This is a genomic window from Streptomyces sp. NPDC046349, assembly GCF_055587885.1.
Window position 1 is genome coordinate 271,353 of sequence record NZ_JBVJFK010000011.1, and the last position, 15,134, is coordinate 286,486.

A 15,134-nucleotide genomic window follows, 5' to 3' on the forward strand; every position below is an offset into this window, starting at 1 on the left:
ACCCCTACCTAGTCGGCTGCGCGGAGGAGGACGTCGTCGTCGAAGCAGGTGCGGGATCCGGTGTGGCAGGCGGCTCCGACCTGGTCGACCCGGACGAGCACGGTGTCGGCGTCGCAGTCGAGGGCGACGGACTTGACGTGCTGGAAGTGGCCGGACGTATCCCCCTTCACCCAGTACTCCTGGCGGCTGCGGGACCAGTACGTGCAGCGGCCGGTGGTCAGGGTGCGGTGCAGTGCCTCGTCGTCCATCCACCCGAGCATGAGCACCTCACCGGTGTCGTACTGCTGGGCGATGGCCGGTACCAGGCCGTCGGCGGAGCGCTTGAGGCGCGCGGCGATGGCGGGGTCGAGGTTGCCGGGGCGGGGGGTCGTACTCATGGAGCCATTGTGCCGGGCCCGGGTGGGGGTGGTGATCCATGTCCGTCTGATGGGCGGGCGTACGGCGCGATCCGGCCGTAGGCTGGCTCGCATGTCTACCCATGCGAAGCGTGAACGCCTGCTGCTGGCGGACCTGTTGGAGGCGGCCGGTCCCGAGGCCCCCACGCTGTGCACCGGCTGGAGGTGCCGCGACCTGGCCGCGCACGTGGTGGTGCGGGAGCGGCGGCCGGACGCGGCGGGCGGCCTGCTGCTGAACGTGCTGAAGGGGCGGCTGGACGCAGCGATGGCCGAGTACGCGGCCAAGCCGTACGAGGAGCTCATCCAGCTGATCCGGACGGGGCCGCCGCGGTTGTCGCCGTACGCGCTGAAGCAGATCGACGAGGCTGCGAACGCCGTGGAGTTCTACGTCCACGCCGAGGACGTCCGCCGTGCGCAGCCGGACTGGTCCCCGCGGGAGCTGGACCGGGTGTTCTCGGACGCGCTGTGGTCCCGCCTGGAGAGGATGGCCCGGCTGACGGGGCGCCGCTCGCCGGTGGGCCTGGTGCTGAGGCGCCCGAACGGGCAGACGGCGGTGGCGCACAAGGGTGCGCCGGTGGTGACGGTGACCGGCGAGCCGGGGGAACTGACGCTGTTCTGCTTCGGCCGGCAGGCGGCTGCCGCGGTGACGCTGGACGGCGAGAAGGAGGCCGTCGCCAAGCTGACGGTGGCGGAGCTGGGCCTCTAGCCCTTGCCCTGGCCGGGCGGTGCGGTGAGTTTCCCGGCTGCGGGCCGGTGGCCGTCCTTGCCCTGGCCGGGCGGTGCGGTGAGTTTCCCGGCTGCGGGCCGGTGGCCGTCCTTGCCCTGGCCGGGCGGTGCGGGTGCGTTTACCCGGCTGCGGGCCGGTGGGCCGTCCTTGCCCTGGCCGGGCGGTGCCTGGGCTGCGGGCCGGTGGCCGTCCTTGCCCTGGCCGGGCGGTGCGGGGGCGTTTACCCGGCTGCGGGCCGGTGGGCCGTCTTTGCCCTGGCCGGGCGGCGCCTCGGCTGCGGGCCGGTGGCCGTCCTTGCCCTGGCCGGGCGGTGCGGGGGCGTTTACCCGGCTGCGGGCCGGTGGGCCGTCCTTGCCCTGGCCGGGCGGCGCCTCGGCTGCGGGCCGGTGGCCGTCCTTGCCCTGGTGCGGTGAGTTTCCCGGCTGCGGGCCGGTGGCCGCGCCTCAAGCGCCGGCGGGGCTGGGAGTGGTGGGGGCGCGGTGCCGCCGGGGGGTGTCCCCTCGGCTCGCGCGGTCACCGGAAGTCACGGCCGTACCCGGCGGTGCGCGCTCGTCCTGCGGGGACACCCCCACCGTCCCCACACCCCCACCCGGCACAGCCCCGGGCACCACCACCGGCCCCGGCCGGCGAGACGCAGCCCCGCCGGCGATTTGGGGCGCGGCCACCGGCCCGCAGACGGGGGACCCGTACCGCCCGGCCGGGCCGGGGGCGATCAGCGGACGGGGTGGCCCGCTTCGCGGAGGGCCGCTTTGACCTCGGAGATGCGGAGGTCGCCGAAGTGGAAGACCGACGCCGCGAGCACCGCGTCCGCTCCCGCGGCGATCGCCGGGGCGAAGTCCGCGAGGCGGCCCGCGCCGCCCGAGGCGATCACCGGCACGGTGACGTGCTTGCGTACCGCCGCGATCATCTCCGTGTCGTAGCCGTCCTTGGTGCCGTCGGCGTCCATCGAGTTCAGCAGGATCTCCCCGGCACCCAGCTCCGCGGCCCGGTGGGCCCACTCGACGGCGTCGATGCCTGTGCCCCGGCGGCCGCCGTGCGTGGTGACCTCGAACGTGCCCGACTCGGTGCGGCGGGCGTCGACCGACAGGACGAGGACCTGCCGGCCGAACCGCTCCGCGATCTCCTGGATCAGCTCGGGGCGGGCGATGGCGGCCGTGTTCACGCCCACCTTGTCCGCCCCCGCGCGCAGCAGTTTGTCGACGTCGTCGGCCGTGCGGACGCCGCCGCCCACGGTCAGCGGGATGAAGACCTGCTCGGCGGTGCGGCGCACCACGTCGTAGGTGGTCTCGCGGTTCCCGGAGGACGCGGTGATGTCGAGGAAGGTCAGCTCGTCGGCGCCTTCGGCGTCGTACAGCTTGGCCATCTCCACCGGGTCGCCCGCGTCGCGCAGGTTCTGGAAGTTGACGCCCTTGACGACGCGGCCGTTGTCCACGTCCAGGCAGGGGATCACTCGTACGGCGAGGCTCATGCGGGCACCGCCTTGTACGCCTCGACCTCCACCTCGACGACCATCGACGGGTCGACGAAGCCGGAGACGATGAGCATCGTCGCGGCCGGGCGGACCGCGTCGAAGAGCTCCTTGTGGGCGCGGCCCACGTCGTCCACGTCGCGGGCGTGCGTGAGGTACATGCGGGTGCGGACGACGTCCTCGGGGCCGAGGCCGGCCTGGGCGAGGGCCTTGAAGGCGACGCCGAACGCGGCGATGGTCTGGTCGTACGGGCCGCCCGCGTCGGCCGCGGTGCAGCCGGAGACCAGGACGAGGCCGTTCGGCAGCTGCACGGCGCGGGAGTAGGCGATGACGTCCTCGTAGGGGCCGCCGGAGGAGATGCGGCGCACGGCGCCGGCGTCGGGGGAGCTGCTCATGCGGAGACCACCTTCAGGGCTTCTTCCAGGGTGAAGGCCTTGGCGTACAGGGCCTTGCCGACGATCGCGCCCTCGACGCCCAGGGGCACCAGCTCGGACAGGGCCCGCAGGTCGTCCAGGGAGGAGACGCCGCCGGAGGCGACGACGGGCCGGTCGGTGGCGGCGCAGACGTTCTTCAGCAGCTCCAGGTTGGGACCGGTGAGCGTGCCGTCCTTGCCGATGTCGGTGACGACGTAGCGGGCGCAGCCCTCGGAGTCGAGGCGGGCGAGGGTCTCGTAGAGGTCGCCGCCCTCGCTGGTCCAGCCGCGGCCCTTGAGGGTCGTGCCGCGTACGTCGAGGCCGATGGCGATCCTGTCGCCGTGCTCTGCGATGGCCTTGGCGGCCCACTCGGGGGTCTCCAGGGCGGCGGTGCCGAGGTTGACGCGGGTGCAGCCGGTGGCGAGGGCCGCGGCGAGCGAGGCGTCGTCGCGGATGCCGCCGGACAGCTCGACCTTGATGTCCATGGCGCGGGTGATCTCGGCGACCAGGGCTCGGTTGTCGCCGGTGCCGAAGGCGGCGTCCAGGTCGACCAGGTGGAGCCACTCGGCGCCGGCGGCCTGCCAGGCGAGGGCCGCCTGCAGCGGGGAGCCGTAGGAGGTCTCGCTGCCGGAGACGCCGTGGACGAGGCGGACGGCCTGGCCGTCGCGGACGTCGACCGCGGGAAGGAGTTCGAGCGTGTTCGGCATCAGAGGGTCTCGATCCAGTTGGTGAGGAGCTGGGCGCCGGCGTCGCCGGACTTCTCGGGGTGGAACTGGGTGGCCCACAGGGCCCCGTTCTCCACCGCCGCGACGAAGCGTTCGCCGTGGGTGGCCCAGGTGACCTTGGGTGCGCGGATCAGCGGGTTGGTGGTCTCGAGGGTCCAGTCGCGCGCCGCGTAGGAGTGCACGAAGTAGAACCGGGCGTCGGCGTCCAGGCCGGCGAAGGCCTGGCTGTCGGCCGGAGCCTCGACGGTGTTCCAGCCCATGTGGGGGACGATCGGGGCCTTGAGCGGGCCGACCGTGCCCGGCCACTCGTCGAGACCTGAAGTCTCCACGCCGTGCTCGATGCCGCGCTCGAAGAGGATCTGCATGCCGACGCAGATGCCCATGACCGGGCGGCCGCCGGAGAGCCGGCGGCCGATGATCCAGTCGCCGCGGACGTCCTTGAGGCCCTGCATGCATGCGGAGAAGGCGCCGACGCCTGGGACGAGGAGTCCGTCGGCGTCCATGGCCTTGTCGTAGTCGCGGGTGATCTCGACGTCCGCGCCGACGCGGGCGAGGGCGCGCTCGGCGGAGCGGACGTTGCCGAAGCCGTAGTCGAAGACGACGACCTTCTTGGTGGGGCGTGCTGTGCTCATTCCCAGATTCCTTGGATTCGCAGGACTCCGGCTGCCAGACACATCGCGGAGGCGAGGGCGAGCAGGATGATGACCGACTTGGGCATCTGCTGCTTCTGGAAGGAGTAGACGCCCCCGGCCAGGAAGAGGCCGAGGACGATCAGGATGGTGTTCAGCCCGTTCACTGCTAGAGGGCGCCCTTCGTGGAGGGCAGGATGCCGGCGGCGCGCGGGTCGAACTCGGCGGCGTAGCGCAGCGCGCGGGCGAGGGCCTTGAACTGGCACTCCACGATGTGGTGGGCGTTGCGTCCGTACGGGACGTGGACGTGCAGGGCGATCTGGGCCTGGGCGACGAAGGACTCCAGGATGTGCCGGGTCATCGTCGTGTCGTAGGAGCCGATCATCGGCGCCATGTTCTCGGGCTCGGTGTGCACGAGGTAGGGGCGGCCGGACAGGTCGACGGTGACCTGGGCGAGGGACTCGTCGAGCGGCACGGTGCAGTTGCCGAAGCGGTAGATGCCCACCTTGTCGCCGAGGGCCTGCTTGAAGGCGGCGCCGAGCGCGAGGGCGGTGTCCTCGATGGTGTGGTGTGAGTCGATGTGCAGGTCGCCGTCGGTCTTGACGGTGAGGTCGAAGAGGCCGTGGCGGCCGAGCTGGTCGAGCATGTGGTCGTAGAAGCCCACGCCCGTCGAGACGTCGACCCGGCCGGTTCCGTCGAGGTTTATCTCGACGACGACGGAGGTCTCCTTGGTGGTCCGTTCGACCCGTCCGATGCGGCTCATGCGTGCTGCTCCTTCTTCAGTGCGCGAACCGCTTCCAGGAACGCGTCGTTCTCTGCCGGGGTGCCGGCGGTGACCCGCAGCCGGCCGGGTACGCCGTTGTCCCGGACCAGGACCCCGTGGTCGAGGATCTTCTGCCAGGCGGTGTGCGAGTCCTCGAACTTCCCGAACTGGATGAAGTTCGCGTCGGACTCGGTGACCTCGTAGCCGATGGCCCGCAGCTCGGTGACGAGTCGGTCCCGCTCGGACTTGAGCTGCTCGACGTAGCCCAGCAGGGTGTCGGTGTGCTCCAGGGCGGCCAGGGCCGTCGCCTGGGTGACGGCGGACAGGTGGTACGGCAGGCGCACCAGCTGCACGGCGTCGACGACGGCGGGGTGTGCGGCCAGGTAGCCCAGGCGCAGGCCGGCGGCGCCGAAGGCCTTGGACATGGTCCGGGAGATCACCATGTTCGGCCGGCCCTCGATGAGGGGCAGCAGCGAGTCCCGGTGGCTGAACTCCACGTAGGCCTCGTCGACGATGACGAGGGAGGGCTTGGCCGCCTGGGCCGCCTCGTAGAGGGCCAGGACGGTCTCCGCCTCGACGGCGGTGCCCGTGGGGTTGTTGGGCGAGGTGATGAAGACGACGTCGGGGGTGTGCTCGGCGATCGCCCGCTCGGCGGCCTCCACGTCGATGGTGAAATCCTCGCGGCGCGGGCCGGAGATCCAGCCCGTGCCGGTGCCGCGGCAGATCAGCGCGTGCATGGAGTAGGAGGGCTCGAAGCCGATCGCGGTGCGGCCGGGCCCCCCGAAGGCCTGCAGCAGTTGCTGGATGACCTCGTTGGAGCCGTTGGCGGCCCATACGTTCTCCCGTGCGACCGGGTGCTTGCCGGTACGGGTGAGGTAGGCGGCCAGCTCGGTGCGCAGCTCGACCGCGTCCCGGTCCGGGTAGCGGTTGAGGGTGCGGGCGGCGTCGGCGACGCGCTCGGCGATGCGCGCGACGAGTTCCGCGGGCAGCTCGTAGGGGTTCTCGTTGGTGTTCAGCTGGACGGGCACCTCGAGCTGCGGGGCGCCGTACGGGCTCTTGCCGCGCAGTTCGTCCCGGATGGGGAGGTCGTCGATTCCGATGCTCACGGGGTGGGGACCTTCCATCCGAAGCGAGCCTTGAGCGCGGCGCCGTGGGCGGGCAGGTCCTCGGCCTCGGCCAGGGTGACCACGTGGTGGGTGACCTCGGCGAGGGCGTCGCGGGTGTAGTCGACGATGTGGATGCCGCGCAGGAAGGACTGCACGGACAGGCCCGAGGAGTGGCAGGCGCAGCCGCCGGTGGGCAGCACGTGGTTGGAGCCGGCGCAGTAGTCGCCGAGGGAGACCGGGGCCCACGGGCCGACGAAGATCGCGCCGGCGTTGCGGACCCGGGCGGCCCAGGCGGCGGCGTCGGCGGTCTGGATCTCCAGGTGCTCGGCACCGTAGGCGTCCACGACCTTGAGGCCGTCCTCCAGGCTGTCGACGAGCACGATCGCCGACTGCTTGCCGGCGAGGGCCGGCCTGATCCGGTCCTCGACGTGCTTGGTCGCGGCGACCTGCGGCTCCAGCTCCTTCTCGACGGCGTCCGCGAGCTCGGCGGAGTCGGTGACGAGGACGGCCGCGGCCAGGGGGTCGTGCTCGGCCTGGCTGATCAGGTCGGCTGCGACGTGGACCGGGTCGGCCGTGGAGTCGGCAAGGACGGCGATCTCGGTCGGGCCGGCCTCGGTGTCGATGCCGATGCGGCCGGTGAAGTAGCGCTTGGCGGCGGCGACCCAGATGTTGCCGGGGCCGGTGACCATGTTCGCGGGAAGGCAGTCCTCGGTCCCGTACGCGAACATCGCGACAGCCTGGGCTCCGCCGACCGCGTACACCTCGTCCACGCCGAGCAGGGCGCAAGCGGCGAGGATCGTCGGGTGCGGCAGGCCGCCGGCTGGGTCACCTTCGAAAGCGGGCTTCTGCGGCGGGGACGCGAGCGCGATCGACTCGACGCCCGCCTCCTGGGCCGGCACCACGTTCATGACGACGGAGGACGGGTACACCGAGCGGCCGCCCGGGGCGTACAGGCCCACGCGCTCCACGGGAACCCACTTCTCGGTCACCGTGCCGCCGGGGACCACCTGGGTGGTGTGTTCGGTGCGGCGCTGTTCGCGGTGCACGGTCCGGGCGCGCCGGATCGACTCCTCGAGGGCTGCGCGGACGGCCGGGTCGAGCTCGGCGAGGGCGGTCTTGAGGGCCTCCACGGGCACCCTGACCTGCTCGAGCGTCACTCCGTCGAACTTCTGCGCGTACTCGATCAGCGCCGCCGTGCCACGATGATGGACGTCCTCGCAGATGGGCCGCACCTTCTCCAGGGCAGCTTCTACGTCGAACTCGGCACGGGGCAGCAGGTCGCGCAGGGCGCCGCCCTCGGGGAGGGCGTCACCGCGCAGGTCGATACGAGAGATCACCCCACAATTCTCTCAGACCGCCTGGCGCCCCCGTCCGCCCGTATCACTGGCTGATACACGCCCCGGACGTCACAGGCGGCCGTTAGCGTTCACCTACACGTACACGACGGCGGAGGGGGACCGCGGTGACCGAGGCGAGCCCGGACGGGGAACCGGCGGATCTCAGCGCTTCCGAGCGCCGGATGTGGGACGCCTACCGCACGGGCAGCGTCTGTGACCTCAGTGCCCGCGCCGCGGACCGTGACGATCCGCACGCCGACCACGTATGGGGTCCCGGGCGCAGTGTCCGCGCGGGCGTGGTGGCGCTGCTGCTGCTGCACGGTCCGCCGCCGGTGCCGGGCCGGGTGGCCTCGCTGAAGCTGCGCGGCGTACGGATCACCGGGCGGCTGGATCTTTCCGGTGGGACGGTTGCTCCGTACGTGGAGCTCCAGTCGTGCCGCTTCGACAGCGAGATCCAGATCTCCGAGGCCCGCTTCGGCACGTTGCGCCTGGTCAACTGCGCGATCCCGCGGCTGGAGGCGTCCCGGCTGCACACCGAGGGCGATCTGCACCTGCCGCGCTGCCGGGTGGCGCGCGGGATCCGGCTGACCGACGCGCAGATCGGGACCGACCTGCTGGTGAGCCAGGCGGTGGTGCAGCGGGACAACAAGGGCCGGGCGATCGCCGCGGACGGGATGTCGGTCGCGCAGGACTTCCAGGGCGAGCTGCTGGAGACGTACGGGGAGGTGAGCCTGCGCGGCGCGAAGGTCGGCGTGTCGATGAACCTGCGCGGGGCCCGACTGCGCAATCCGTCCGGGCGGCACGCGCTGAACGCGCCGCAGCTGACCGTGGAGCGGACCCTGTACCTGACCTCGATCGCCATGGGCTACGGCAGCGGCGGCTCGGGCTCCTCCACTCCCCCGTACGGGCTGGGCCGGACGCCTACGCGGGGGCAGCGGGCGCAGCCGTTCGAGTGCCGGGGCGGGCTGCGGCTGGACGACGGCCGGTTCGGGGACGCCATCGACTTCTACGGGGCGCGGTTCCTGCTCACGGACGAGCAGGAGATATCCCTGCGGCGGATCCAGACCCCGGAGTTCCGCTTCGTCGGGGAAGGGCCGGAGCGCGGGCGGGTGGTGGTGTCGGGGGCCAAGGTGGTCAAGCTCGTCGACACGTCCACGAGCTGGCCGGGCCCGGGCGGGCTGTCCATCGAGGGGTTCGAGTACGACGATCTCGCGCCCCGCGGCCACTTCCCCCTCTCCCGCCGGCTGGCCTGGCTGGAGGCGGCCACCCCCGAGTACTCGCCGGGCCCGTACGAGCGGCTGGCGGCCGTGCTGCGGGCCAGCGGCGAGGACGCGGACGCGCGTGAGGTGCTGCTGGCCAAACAGCGTCGGCGCAGGGCCACGCTGCCGCCGGGCCCGAAGGCGTGGGGGTACCTCCAGGACTGGACGGTGGTCTACGGGTACCGGCCGGGCCGGGCCGCGCTGTGGATGGCCGTTCTCTGGGCGGCGGGGACCCTGTTCTTCTCCCGGCTCGACCCCCCGGCGATCAAGCAGGGCGAGCATCCGCACTGGAACGCCCCCCTGTACGCGCTGGACCTGCTCCTGCCGGTGATCGACCTGGGCCAGCAGGGTCATTGGAAACTGGCGGGCGGCTGGCAGTGGGGGGCGGCCGGCCTCGTCATCATGGGCTGGATCCTGGCCACGACGGTGGCGGCGGGGGCCTCCCGGCTGCTGCGGCGGGGGTGACGGGGCTCGTCTCCGGACGATTACGCTGTGCGTCGTGACCACCGTTCGCCTGCCCCTCTTCCCGCTGAACTCGGTGCTGTTCCCGGGACTCGTCCTCCCGCTGAACGTCTTCGAGGAGCGTTATCGCGCCATGATGCGCGAGCTGCTGAAGGCGGGCGAGGACGAACCTCGCCGTTTCGCGGTCGTCGCGATCCGCGACGGCCGTGAGGTGGCCCCGACCGCGCCCGGCCTGCCGGACCCGACGTCCCTGCCCGAGCGGGGGCCGGCCGCGGGCTTCGGCCCGGACCCGATCCAGGCGTTCCACCGGGTGGGCTGCGTGGCCGAGGCGGCGACGATCCGGGAGCGGGAGGACGGCAGCTTCGAGGTCCTGGCGACCGGTACGACGCGGGTGCGCCTGCTCTCGGTCGACTCCTCGGGCCCCTTCCTGACGGCGGAGCTGGAGGAACTCCCGGAGGACGCGGGCGACGGCGCCGGGGTCCTCGCGCAGGGCGTGCTGCGGGCTTTCCGCAACTACCAGAAGCGGCTGGCCGGGGCCCGCGAGCGGTCCCTGACGGGCGCGGAACTCCCCGACGAGCCGTCGGTGGTGTCGTACCTGGTGGCCGCGGCGGCGGTGCTGGACATCCCGGCGAAGCAGCGGCTGCTCCAGGCCCCGGACACGGCTACGCGGCTGGCGGAGGAACTGAAACTGCTGCGCACGGAGACGGCGGTGATCCGCCATCTGCCGTCGCTGCCGGCGGTGGACCTGACCCGGGCTCCGACGAGCCCCAACTGAGCTGCCCGACGGGGGACCGATGGCGAAGAAGACGAAGCAGGCGGCCGGTACTCCGGCGATCGCGGCCCTGACGGCGGCCGGGGTCGCCTTCACCACGCACGCCTACGAGCACGACCCGGCGCATCCCTCGTACGGCGAGGAGGCGGCCGAGGCCATGGGCGTCTCGCCGACGCAGGTGTTCAAGACCCTCGTGGCGGACGTGGACGGCGTCCTGACGGTGGCGGTGGTCCCGGTGTCGGGGTCGCTGGACCTGAAGGCGCTGGCGACGGCGGTGGGCGGCAAGCGGGCGGCGATGGCGGACCCGGCCCTGGCGGAACGCACCACGGGCTATGTCCGCGGCGGCATCTCCCCGCTGGGACAGCGCAAGCGGCTGCGCACGGTGATCGACGAGTCCGCGACGGAGCACCCCACGATCTGCTGCTCGGCGGGCCGCCGCGGCCTGGAGATCGAGCTGTCCCCGTCGGACCTGGCCACCCTCACCGAAGCCGCCCTGGCCCCGATCGCCCGGGCCTAGGCCCGGCGGTCGGCCCCCGCCGGCGATTGAGCCGCGGTCCGGGCAGGGCTCGGCAGAGACCCGGCGCAGGCCGACGCAGCGTCCGGCAGAAACCGGCGCAGGCCCCCGGGAACGGAGAAGGGGCGGGGCGGGGACGGCTCCACGCAGCGGCACCTGCCCACCGCCCCCGGCCGGTCAGGTGCGCGGGGCGTCCGACGCGGTCGGGCCGGCATCCGCGGGCGGCAGCGGCGCCTCGGCCGGCGGGGCCGGCTGGTAGTAGCCGCTCCACCCGTACAGCGGGTCCGGCTCCGGATCCCGCGGCGTCCACAGCACGGTGAATCCCAGGTGCAGCAGCACGGCGGTCATCGGCCAGGCCAGCAGCGCCCCGTGCGCCAGCAGCTCCAGCGGCGCGTCGAACGGCACCCCCTTGCCGGCGGCGGCCGCGGCCGCCGCCAGGTCCGTCGACGACGAGCCGAGCCACAGCCCGAACCGCCACCCCGCCAGCGCGGCGAAGCAGGACCCGACGGCGAGCCCGATCACCAGCGGCACACCGCCGGCCCGGCGCCACAGGAACGTGCCGACGGCGCTGAGCACGCCCAGCCCCAGCGCCAGCAGGAAGAAGGTCCCGTCGGCGGCGATCCGCGCTTCGCTCTCGCTGTTGCGCAGGAACACCGCTTCCCCGTTGGAGACGAACTGCACCCGGGGGGCCAGCCACCACCACAGAAGTCCCAGGAGCAGCCCGGCCACCCCGACCACCAGGGCCACGACGGCTCCGTCGCGGACGTCCTCCGGGCGGATGCCCGCGGCGGTGTCACCCGGCTTCTCGGGCGGCGACGGCGGCGGGTCGAACGGGGACTGCGGGGTCACGGCTTCGGTCACCCCCACATCGTGCCAGGTGTGTCCGGCGCCGGCGTCAGCGGACGGCCGCCCGGCGGTACGCCCAGGTCGCGACGGTGAGCGAGAGGACCCCGACGGCCCCGCACACGCCCAGGTCGACGACGACGGCGGCCCAGTCCGGCGACGGCTCGAAGGTGCGGGCGAACGCCTCCACCCCGTACGTGGACGGAAGCAGGTCCCGCGCCCACCCGATCACGGCCGGCATCCGCTCGGGCGGCAGCACCCCCAGCAGCAGCGCGGCCGACATGCCGAGCTGTCCCGCGAGAGTGGCGAGCTCCTGGCGCGGTGCCAGCAGCCCCAGTGCCGCGCCGAGCCCGGCCAGCGCGGCCCCGGCAAGCGGCACCACGGCGGCCAAAATCCACAGTCCGCTCATGGGCAGGCCGAAGAGCAGGCACCCGAAGACGGCGGTGACCAGCGTCCCCGGCAGCGTGAAGGAGGCGTACGCGGCGGCCGCGCCCAGCACCACCGAGGCGGGCGGCACCGGCAGGGTGGCGTAGTGGTCGAGTCCGCCGCCGGCCCGCAGCTGCCCGAAGTACTGCGCGAGCAGGTTCAGCGCGACGAAGGCGACGACGAGCACGGAGGAGCCGGCCACGACGGCCCGAGCCTCCGAGCCCCCGTCGACGACACCCCGCATCAGGATCATGATCCCGACGGACTGGAAGGTGGCCACGAACAGCAGCGGTATCCGCGCGACCCGTGCCCGGGACAGCTGCGCCCGGTAGACGGCGGCAAGCGAGGGGAAGAACCGCGCACCGGGCGCCAGCGGAGCGGGCTGCGGGCCCGGCGTGCGCTCGGGGGCCCCGCCGGGCACCGCGGCCTGGGGCGCGGGTGTCGGTGGGGCGTCGGGCGCGAGCGCGGCCCGGGCGGCTCCCGTCGTGCGGTCGCTCACGACTTCACCAGCCCTTTCGTCTTGCCGCCGAGGGCCAGGTACACGTCTTCCAGGCTGGGGGTGGCCAGGGTGAAGTCGTCGAGCGCGGCGAAGGCCGGGCCGCCGGTGACCGAGGCCACCGCCGCCCTGGCCTCGTCCGGCGCCAGCCGGAGCACCCAGCGGCGCCCCGACTCGACGGCCCGCTCCCGCAGCCGTGCGACCTCCGGAACCGCCAGCGGAGCGGCTTCGCGCCACACCAGTTCCAGCCGTACCTCGCCCGAGACGAAGGCCTTCAGCGCGGCGGGCGTGTCGCAGGCGATGACCTTGCCCTGGTCGATGACGGCGACCCGGTCGAGGACGGTCTCGGCCTCGAGGACGTTGTGGGTGACGAGCACCACGGTCGCGCCGTGCTGCGCGCGGCGCCGGTCCACAGCCGCCCACACGGCACGCCGGGCCACGGGGTCCATGCCGGTGGTGGGCTCGTCGAGGACCAGTACGGGCCGCTCGCCGACGAGCGCGGTGGCGAAGCAGGCGAGGCGCCGCTGGCCGCCGGAGAGCTTCTTCAGGGGCCGTCCGGCGATTGCGGTCAGCCCGAGTTCGTCCAGGACGGTGTCGCGCGCGGCGCGTGCCGAGCGTACGTCGAGTCCGCGCAGCCGTCCGGTGGTCTCGGCGGCGAGCGCCACCGTGAGCTCGTCCAGGGCGGTGGACTCCTGCCCGAGGTAGGCGAGCAGCCGGGAGGCCCGTCCGGGGTGGCGCACGAGGTCGTGGCCGAGGAGGGTCACGGTGCCCGAGTCGGGCCGCATCAGGCCGGTGAGCTGGCGGACCAGGGTGGACTTGCCGGCGCCGTTGGGGCCGAGCAGGCCGAAGATCTCGCCGCGCCGGACGTCGAGGCTGACGCCGTCGTTGGCACGGGTCTCGGGCAGGGCGGGGGCTCCGCGCCGGCCGCGTACCGCGGGATACGTCTTGACCAGGTCACGCACCGCGCAGACCACGTCCGGCGCCGCTCCCGCGGCCGCTGCCGTGCCGTTCTGCGCCTGTGCTGTGCCCGTACTCACGAGGGAGCAGCCTACGGGGTTCCCGCCCCTACTCGGCCGCCGGGGTCAGCGGGGCGGCGAGGTCGGCGGGTCCGGTTCCGGGCGCGGCGGCCGGTACCGCGGCGACGTGCTCGGCGGCGGCGCGGACGTCGATCTCCCTCCAGAACCCGGCGCGGATGGCGTAGCGGTCGTGCTCGTCGATCTGGTCGTCCTTGTGCGCGAGCAGGCCGAACCGGGCGGCGTAGCGCAGCAGCTCGCCGTCGATCCGGTGCGGGATGCGCGGGTACATGGTGGCCAGCTTCTGGAGGTGGACCGTCTCCGGGAGGCGTTCCATCCAGCGCCGGGCGAACACCTGTCCCACCTCGAACGGGTCGCCGCCGACGGTGGTGATGTCCTCTTCCCGGTCGGCCCAGCGCTGTTCGGCGCTGGTGAGCTGGGCGAGGGTGGGCAGCGAGGCGGTCTCGGCGGGTTCGCCGAGGGGCCCGGGGCGGTCGATCCAGCCCTTGTCGGAGGACCAGCGCAGGGCGCTGGCGGGGGACGGCGTGGTGCCGGCCGCGGGCTGCTGTCCGCCGTGGGGTCCGGGGGCGCGCAGGGCCCCGGCGAGGTCCTTGGGCGTGGGGACGCTCTTGCCGCCGGGGGCGGTGGGAGCCGGTACGGGGGCGCCCTCGCGGTCGTCGTCCGCGGCAGCGGCGGCGCCGTTGCGGGCGGCCTCGGCGAGCGCGGCCTCGGGCAGCGGGGCCGAGAGGATGGCGGCGATGTCGGGGCGGGGCGCGGGCGGCGGGGAGCACAGTCCGGTGAGGTCCTTGGCGCGGACGGCGCGGGTGATCCAGGCCCGGTCGAGGACGCGGCGTTCGTCGGCCTCGGCGACGAGGTCCTCGGACTGGTTGTAGTCGCCGTCGGCGGCCTGCACGGCCCACAGGTGGACGGCGACGCCGTGCTCCTTCGCGGACATCAGGCCGGGCAGCAGGTCGCCGTCACCGGTCACGAGGACCACGTCGGAGCAGGCGCGGTTGCGGGCGAGCTCCGTGAGCTCGGCGTGCATGGCGGCGTCGACGCCCTTCTGGGCCCAGCGGCCGTCGCTGCGGGTCAGGGCGCCGAGGCGGACGGTGACGCGGGGCATGACGCGCAGCCTGCGGTGCTCGGGCTGCGGCACCCGGTCGGGTGCGCCGTCGAACCAGTAGATGCGCAGCAGGGGCTGCTCGGTGTCGGCCTCGGCCCGCTCGCGCAGGTTCTGGATGAGGGCGGCATGGTCGACGGTGATCCGGGAGCGGGAGGGCTCCCCGGCGAGAAGGCTGGCGGCGGCGCCCAGCAGGTAGCCGGCGTCCACCAGGACGACGCAGCGGTCCACGCGTTCCACCCTCTTCCCTGGGGGTCCCCATGTGTTTTCGCGGGTTCCTCGAGTCTGCCCGACCTCAGTGGCGTTGAAGGCCGGAACTCGATCATCGGCGTGGCGGATCTCACGCGGCGGCGGCGAACCGCCCTCGGCTACGCGCAGTAATGATCCAAAATGCGTGGTTTCTGGCGCTGTGTGAGTGTGAAGGCGGTCCTGGCCCCTAGACCCTCACGGAGGCTCCACCATGGCCAAGAACAAGAATCAGAAGCAGCCGGCGAAGCAGCAGGTCCGCTCGTCCGGGCCCGACACGTCGCGCTCGTCGGATTCCCCCGAGCAGTCGTCTCAGGCGCCGAGCCCGATGGACCTGGCCCACAAGAGCAAGCAGAAGAAGTTCGGCCACAACTGACGTCCTTTCGCGTCGGTCTGTGACGACCGGAACCGAAAGGGCCT

General features: G+C 73.3%; 18 protein-coding genes. 5 read left to right on the forward strand and 13 right to left on the reverse strand.

Going from position 1 to position 15,134, the window contains the following annotated elements:
* Window positions 1-8: 8 nt before the first annotated feature.
* Window positions 9-377, reverse strand: coding sequence for a phosphoribosyl-AMP cyclohydrolase (gene hisI / locus ACZ6JS_RS26210; protein WP_030850960.1), 369 nt, complete (start codon window positions 375-377; stop codon window positions 9-11).
* Between the two features lie 91 nt (window positions 378-468).
* On the opposite strand from hisI, the gene ACZ6JS_RS26215 reads away from it, so the two are divergent.
* Complete coding sequence (locus tag ACZ6JS_RS26215) at window positions 469-1,101, forward strand: TIGR03085 family metal-binding protein (protein ID WP_469301444.1); 633 nt, start codon at window positions 469-471, stop codon at window positions 1,099-1,101.
* 733 nt (window positions 1,102-1,834) lie between these two features.
* On the opposite strand, the gene hisF is transcribed toward ACZ6JS_RS26215, so the two are convergent.
* Genes hisF through hisD form a run of 8 tightly spaced genes read right to left on the reverse strand, consistent with a single transcriptional unit; the run spans window position 1,835 to window position 7,563 of the window.
* The gene (hisF, locus tag ACZ6JS_RS26220) at window positions 1,835-2,590 is read right to left on the reverse strand and encodes an imidazole glycerol phosphate synthase subunit HisF (RefSeq protein ID WP_469301446.1); all 756 of its coding nucleotides are present in this window, start codon (window positions 2,588-2,590) and stop codon (window positions 1,835-1,837) included.
* Entirely contained in the window at window positions 2,587-2,985 is a 399-nt protein-coding gene (locus ACZ6JS_RS26225; protein WP_469301447.1) for a RidA family protein, read from the reverse strand. Before ACZ6JS_RS26225 ends, hisF begins: the two co-directional genes overlap by 4 nt.
* Window positions 2,982-3,710 carry a bifunctional 1-(5-phosphoribosyl)-5-((5-phosphoribosylamino)methylideneamino)imidazole-4-carboxamide isomerase/phosphoribosylanthranilate isomerase PriA gene (priA, locus tag ACZ6JS_RS26230; protein ID WP_469301448.1) on the reverse strand — a complete coding sequence of 243 codons (729 nt, stop codon included), beginning with the start codon at window positions 3,708-3,710 and terminating at the stop codon, window positions 2,982-2,984. The genes ACZ6JS_RS26225 and priA overlap by 4 nt, the downstream gene beginning before the upstream one ends.
* Window positions 3,710-4,360, reverse strand: a complete 651-nt coding sequence (gene hisH / locus ACZ6JS_RS26235) for an imidazole glycerol phosphate synthase subunit HisH (protein WP_469301450.1) — start codon at window positions 4,358-4,360, stop codon at window positions 3,710-3,712. The genes priA and hisH overlap by 1 nt, the downstream gene beginning before the upstream one ends.
* The gene (locus ACZ6JS_RS26240; RefSeq protein ID WP_030855494.1) at window positions 4,357-4,524 is read right to left on the reverse strand and encodes a hypothetical protein; all 168 of its coding nucleotides are present in this window, start codon (window positions 4,522-4,524) and stop codon (window positions 4,357-4,359) included. Before ACZ6JS_RS26240 ends, hisH begins: the two co-directional genes overlap by 4 nt.
* Before the next feature lie 2 nt (window positions 4,525-4,526).
* Complete coding sequence (gene hisB, locus ACZ6JS_RS26245) at window positions 4,527-5,120, reverse strand: imidazoleglycerol-phosphate dehydratase HisB (RefSeq protein ID WP_030665603.1); 594 nt, start codon at window positions 5,118-5,120, stop codon at window positions 4,527-4,529.
* On the reverse strand, window positions 5,117-6,226 hold the full coding sequence (locus ACZ6JS_RS26250) for a histidinol-phosphate transaminase (RefSeq protein ID WP_469301451.1): 1,110 nt from the start codon (window positions 6,224-6,226) through the stop codon (window positions 5,117-5,119). The genes hisB and ACZ6JS_RS26250 overlap by 4 nt, the downstream gene beginning before the upstream one ends.
* The gene (gene hisD, locus ACZ6JS_RS26255; protein ID WP_469301452.1) at window positions 6,223-7,563 is read right to left on the reverse strand and encodes a histidinol dehydrogenase; all 1,341 of its coding nucleotides are present in this window, start codon (window positions 7,561-7,563) and stop codon (window positions 6,223-6,225) included. Before hisD ends, ACZ6JS_RS26250 begins: the two co-directional genes overlap by 4 nt.
* 125 nt (window positions 7,564-7,688) lie before the next feature.
* Here hisD and ACZ6JS_RS26260 point away from each other — a divergent pair, with 125 nt between their 5' ends.
* The 3 genes from ACZ6JS_RS26260 to ybaK are packed head-to-tail and all read left to right on the forward strand — an operon-like array spanning window position 7,689 to window position 10,573.
* Window positions 7,689-9,287, forward strand: coding sequence for an oxidoreductase (locus ACZ6JS_RS26260; protein WP_469301453.1), 1,599 nt, complete (start codon window positions 7,689-7,691; stop codon window positions 9,285-9,287).
* 34 nt (window positions 9,288-9,321) lie between these two features.
* Entirely contained in the window at window positions 9,322-10,059 is a 738-nt protein-coding gene (locus tag ACZ6JS_RS26265; protein WP_469301454.1) for an LON peptidase substrate-binding domain-containing protein, read from the forward strand.
* A gap of 19 nt (window positions 10,060-10,078) precedes the next feature.
* On the forward strand, window positions 10,079-10,573 hold the full coding sequence (ybaK, locus tag ACZ6JS_RS26270) for a Cys-tRNA(Pro) deacylase (RefSeq protein ID WP_469301455.1): 495 nt from the start codon (window positions 10,079-10,081) through the stop codon (window positions 10,571-10,573).
* 174 nt (window positions 10,574-10,747) lie between these two features.
* Here the strand turns inward: ybaK and ACZ6JS_RS26275 are convergent, their stop codons facing one another.
* The 4 genes from ACZ6JS_RS26275 to ACZ6JS_RS26290 all read right to left on the reverse strand — a co-directional run bounded on the left by ACZ6JS_RS26275 (window position 10,748) and on the right by ACZ6JS_RS26290 (window position 14,708).
* Window positions 10,748-11,431 (reverse strand): hypothetical protein, encoded by a 684-nt coding sequence (locus ACZ6JS_RS26275; RefSeq protein ID WP_469301457.1) that lies wholly within the window; start codon window positions 11,429-11,431, stop codon window positions 10,748-10,750.
* Window positions 11,432-11,465: 34 nt separating this feature from the next.
* Window positions 11,466-12,260: an ABC transporter permease gene (locus ACZ6JS_RS26280; RefSeq protein ID WP_469301603.1), complete on the reverse strand. Its 795-nt coding sequence runs from the start codon at window positions 12,258-12,260 to the stop codon at window positions 11,466-11,468.
* A gap of 74 nt (window positions 12,261-12,334) precedes the next feature.
* The gene (locus tag ACZ6JS_RS26285; RefSeq protein WP_469301458.1) at window positions 12,335-13,372 is read right to left on the reverse strand and encodes an ABC transporter ATP-binding protein; all 1,038 of its coding nucleotides are present in this window, start codon (window positions 13,370-13,372) and stop codon (window positions 12,335-12,337) included.
* A gap of 28 nt (window positions 13,373-13,400) precedes the next feature.
* Complete coding sequence (locus tag ACZ6JS_RS26290) at window positions 13,401-14,708, reverse strand: NYN domain-containing protein (RefSeq protein ID WP_469301459.1); 1,308 nt, start codon at window positions 14,706-14,708, stop codon at window positions 13,401-13,403.
* 220 nt (window positions 14,709-14,928) lie between these two features.
* Here ACZ6JS_RS26290 and ACZ6JS_RS26295 point away from each other — a divergent pair, with 220 nt between their 5' ends.
* Window positions 14,929-15,090, forward strand: coding sequence for a hypothetical protein (locus ACZ6JS_RS26295; protein ID WP_469301461.1), 162 nt, complete (start codon window positions 14,929-14,931; stop codon window positions 15,088-15,090).
* Window positions 15,091-15,134: the final 44 nt, after the last annotated feature.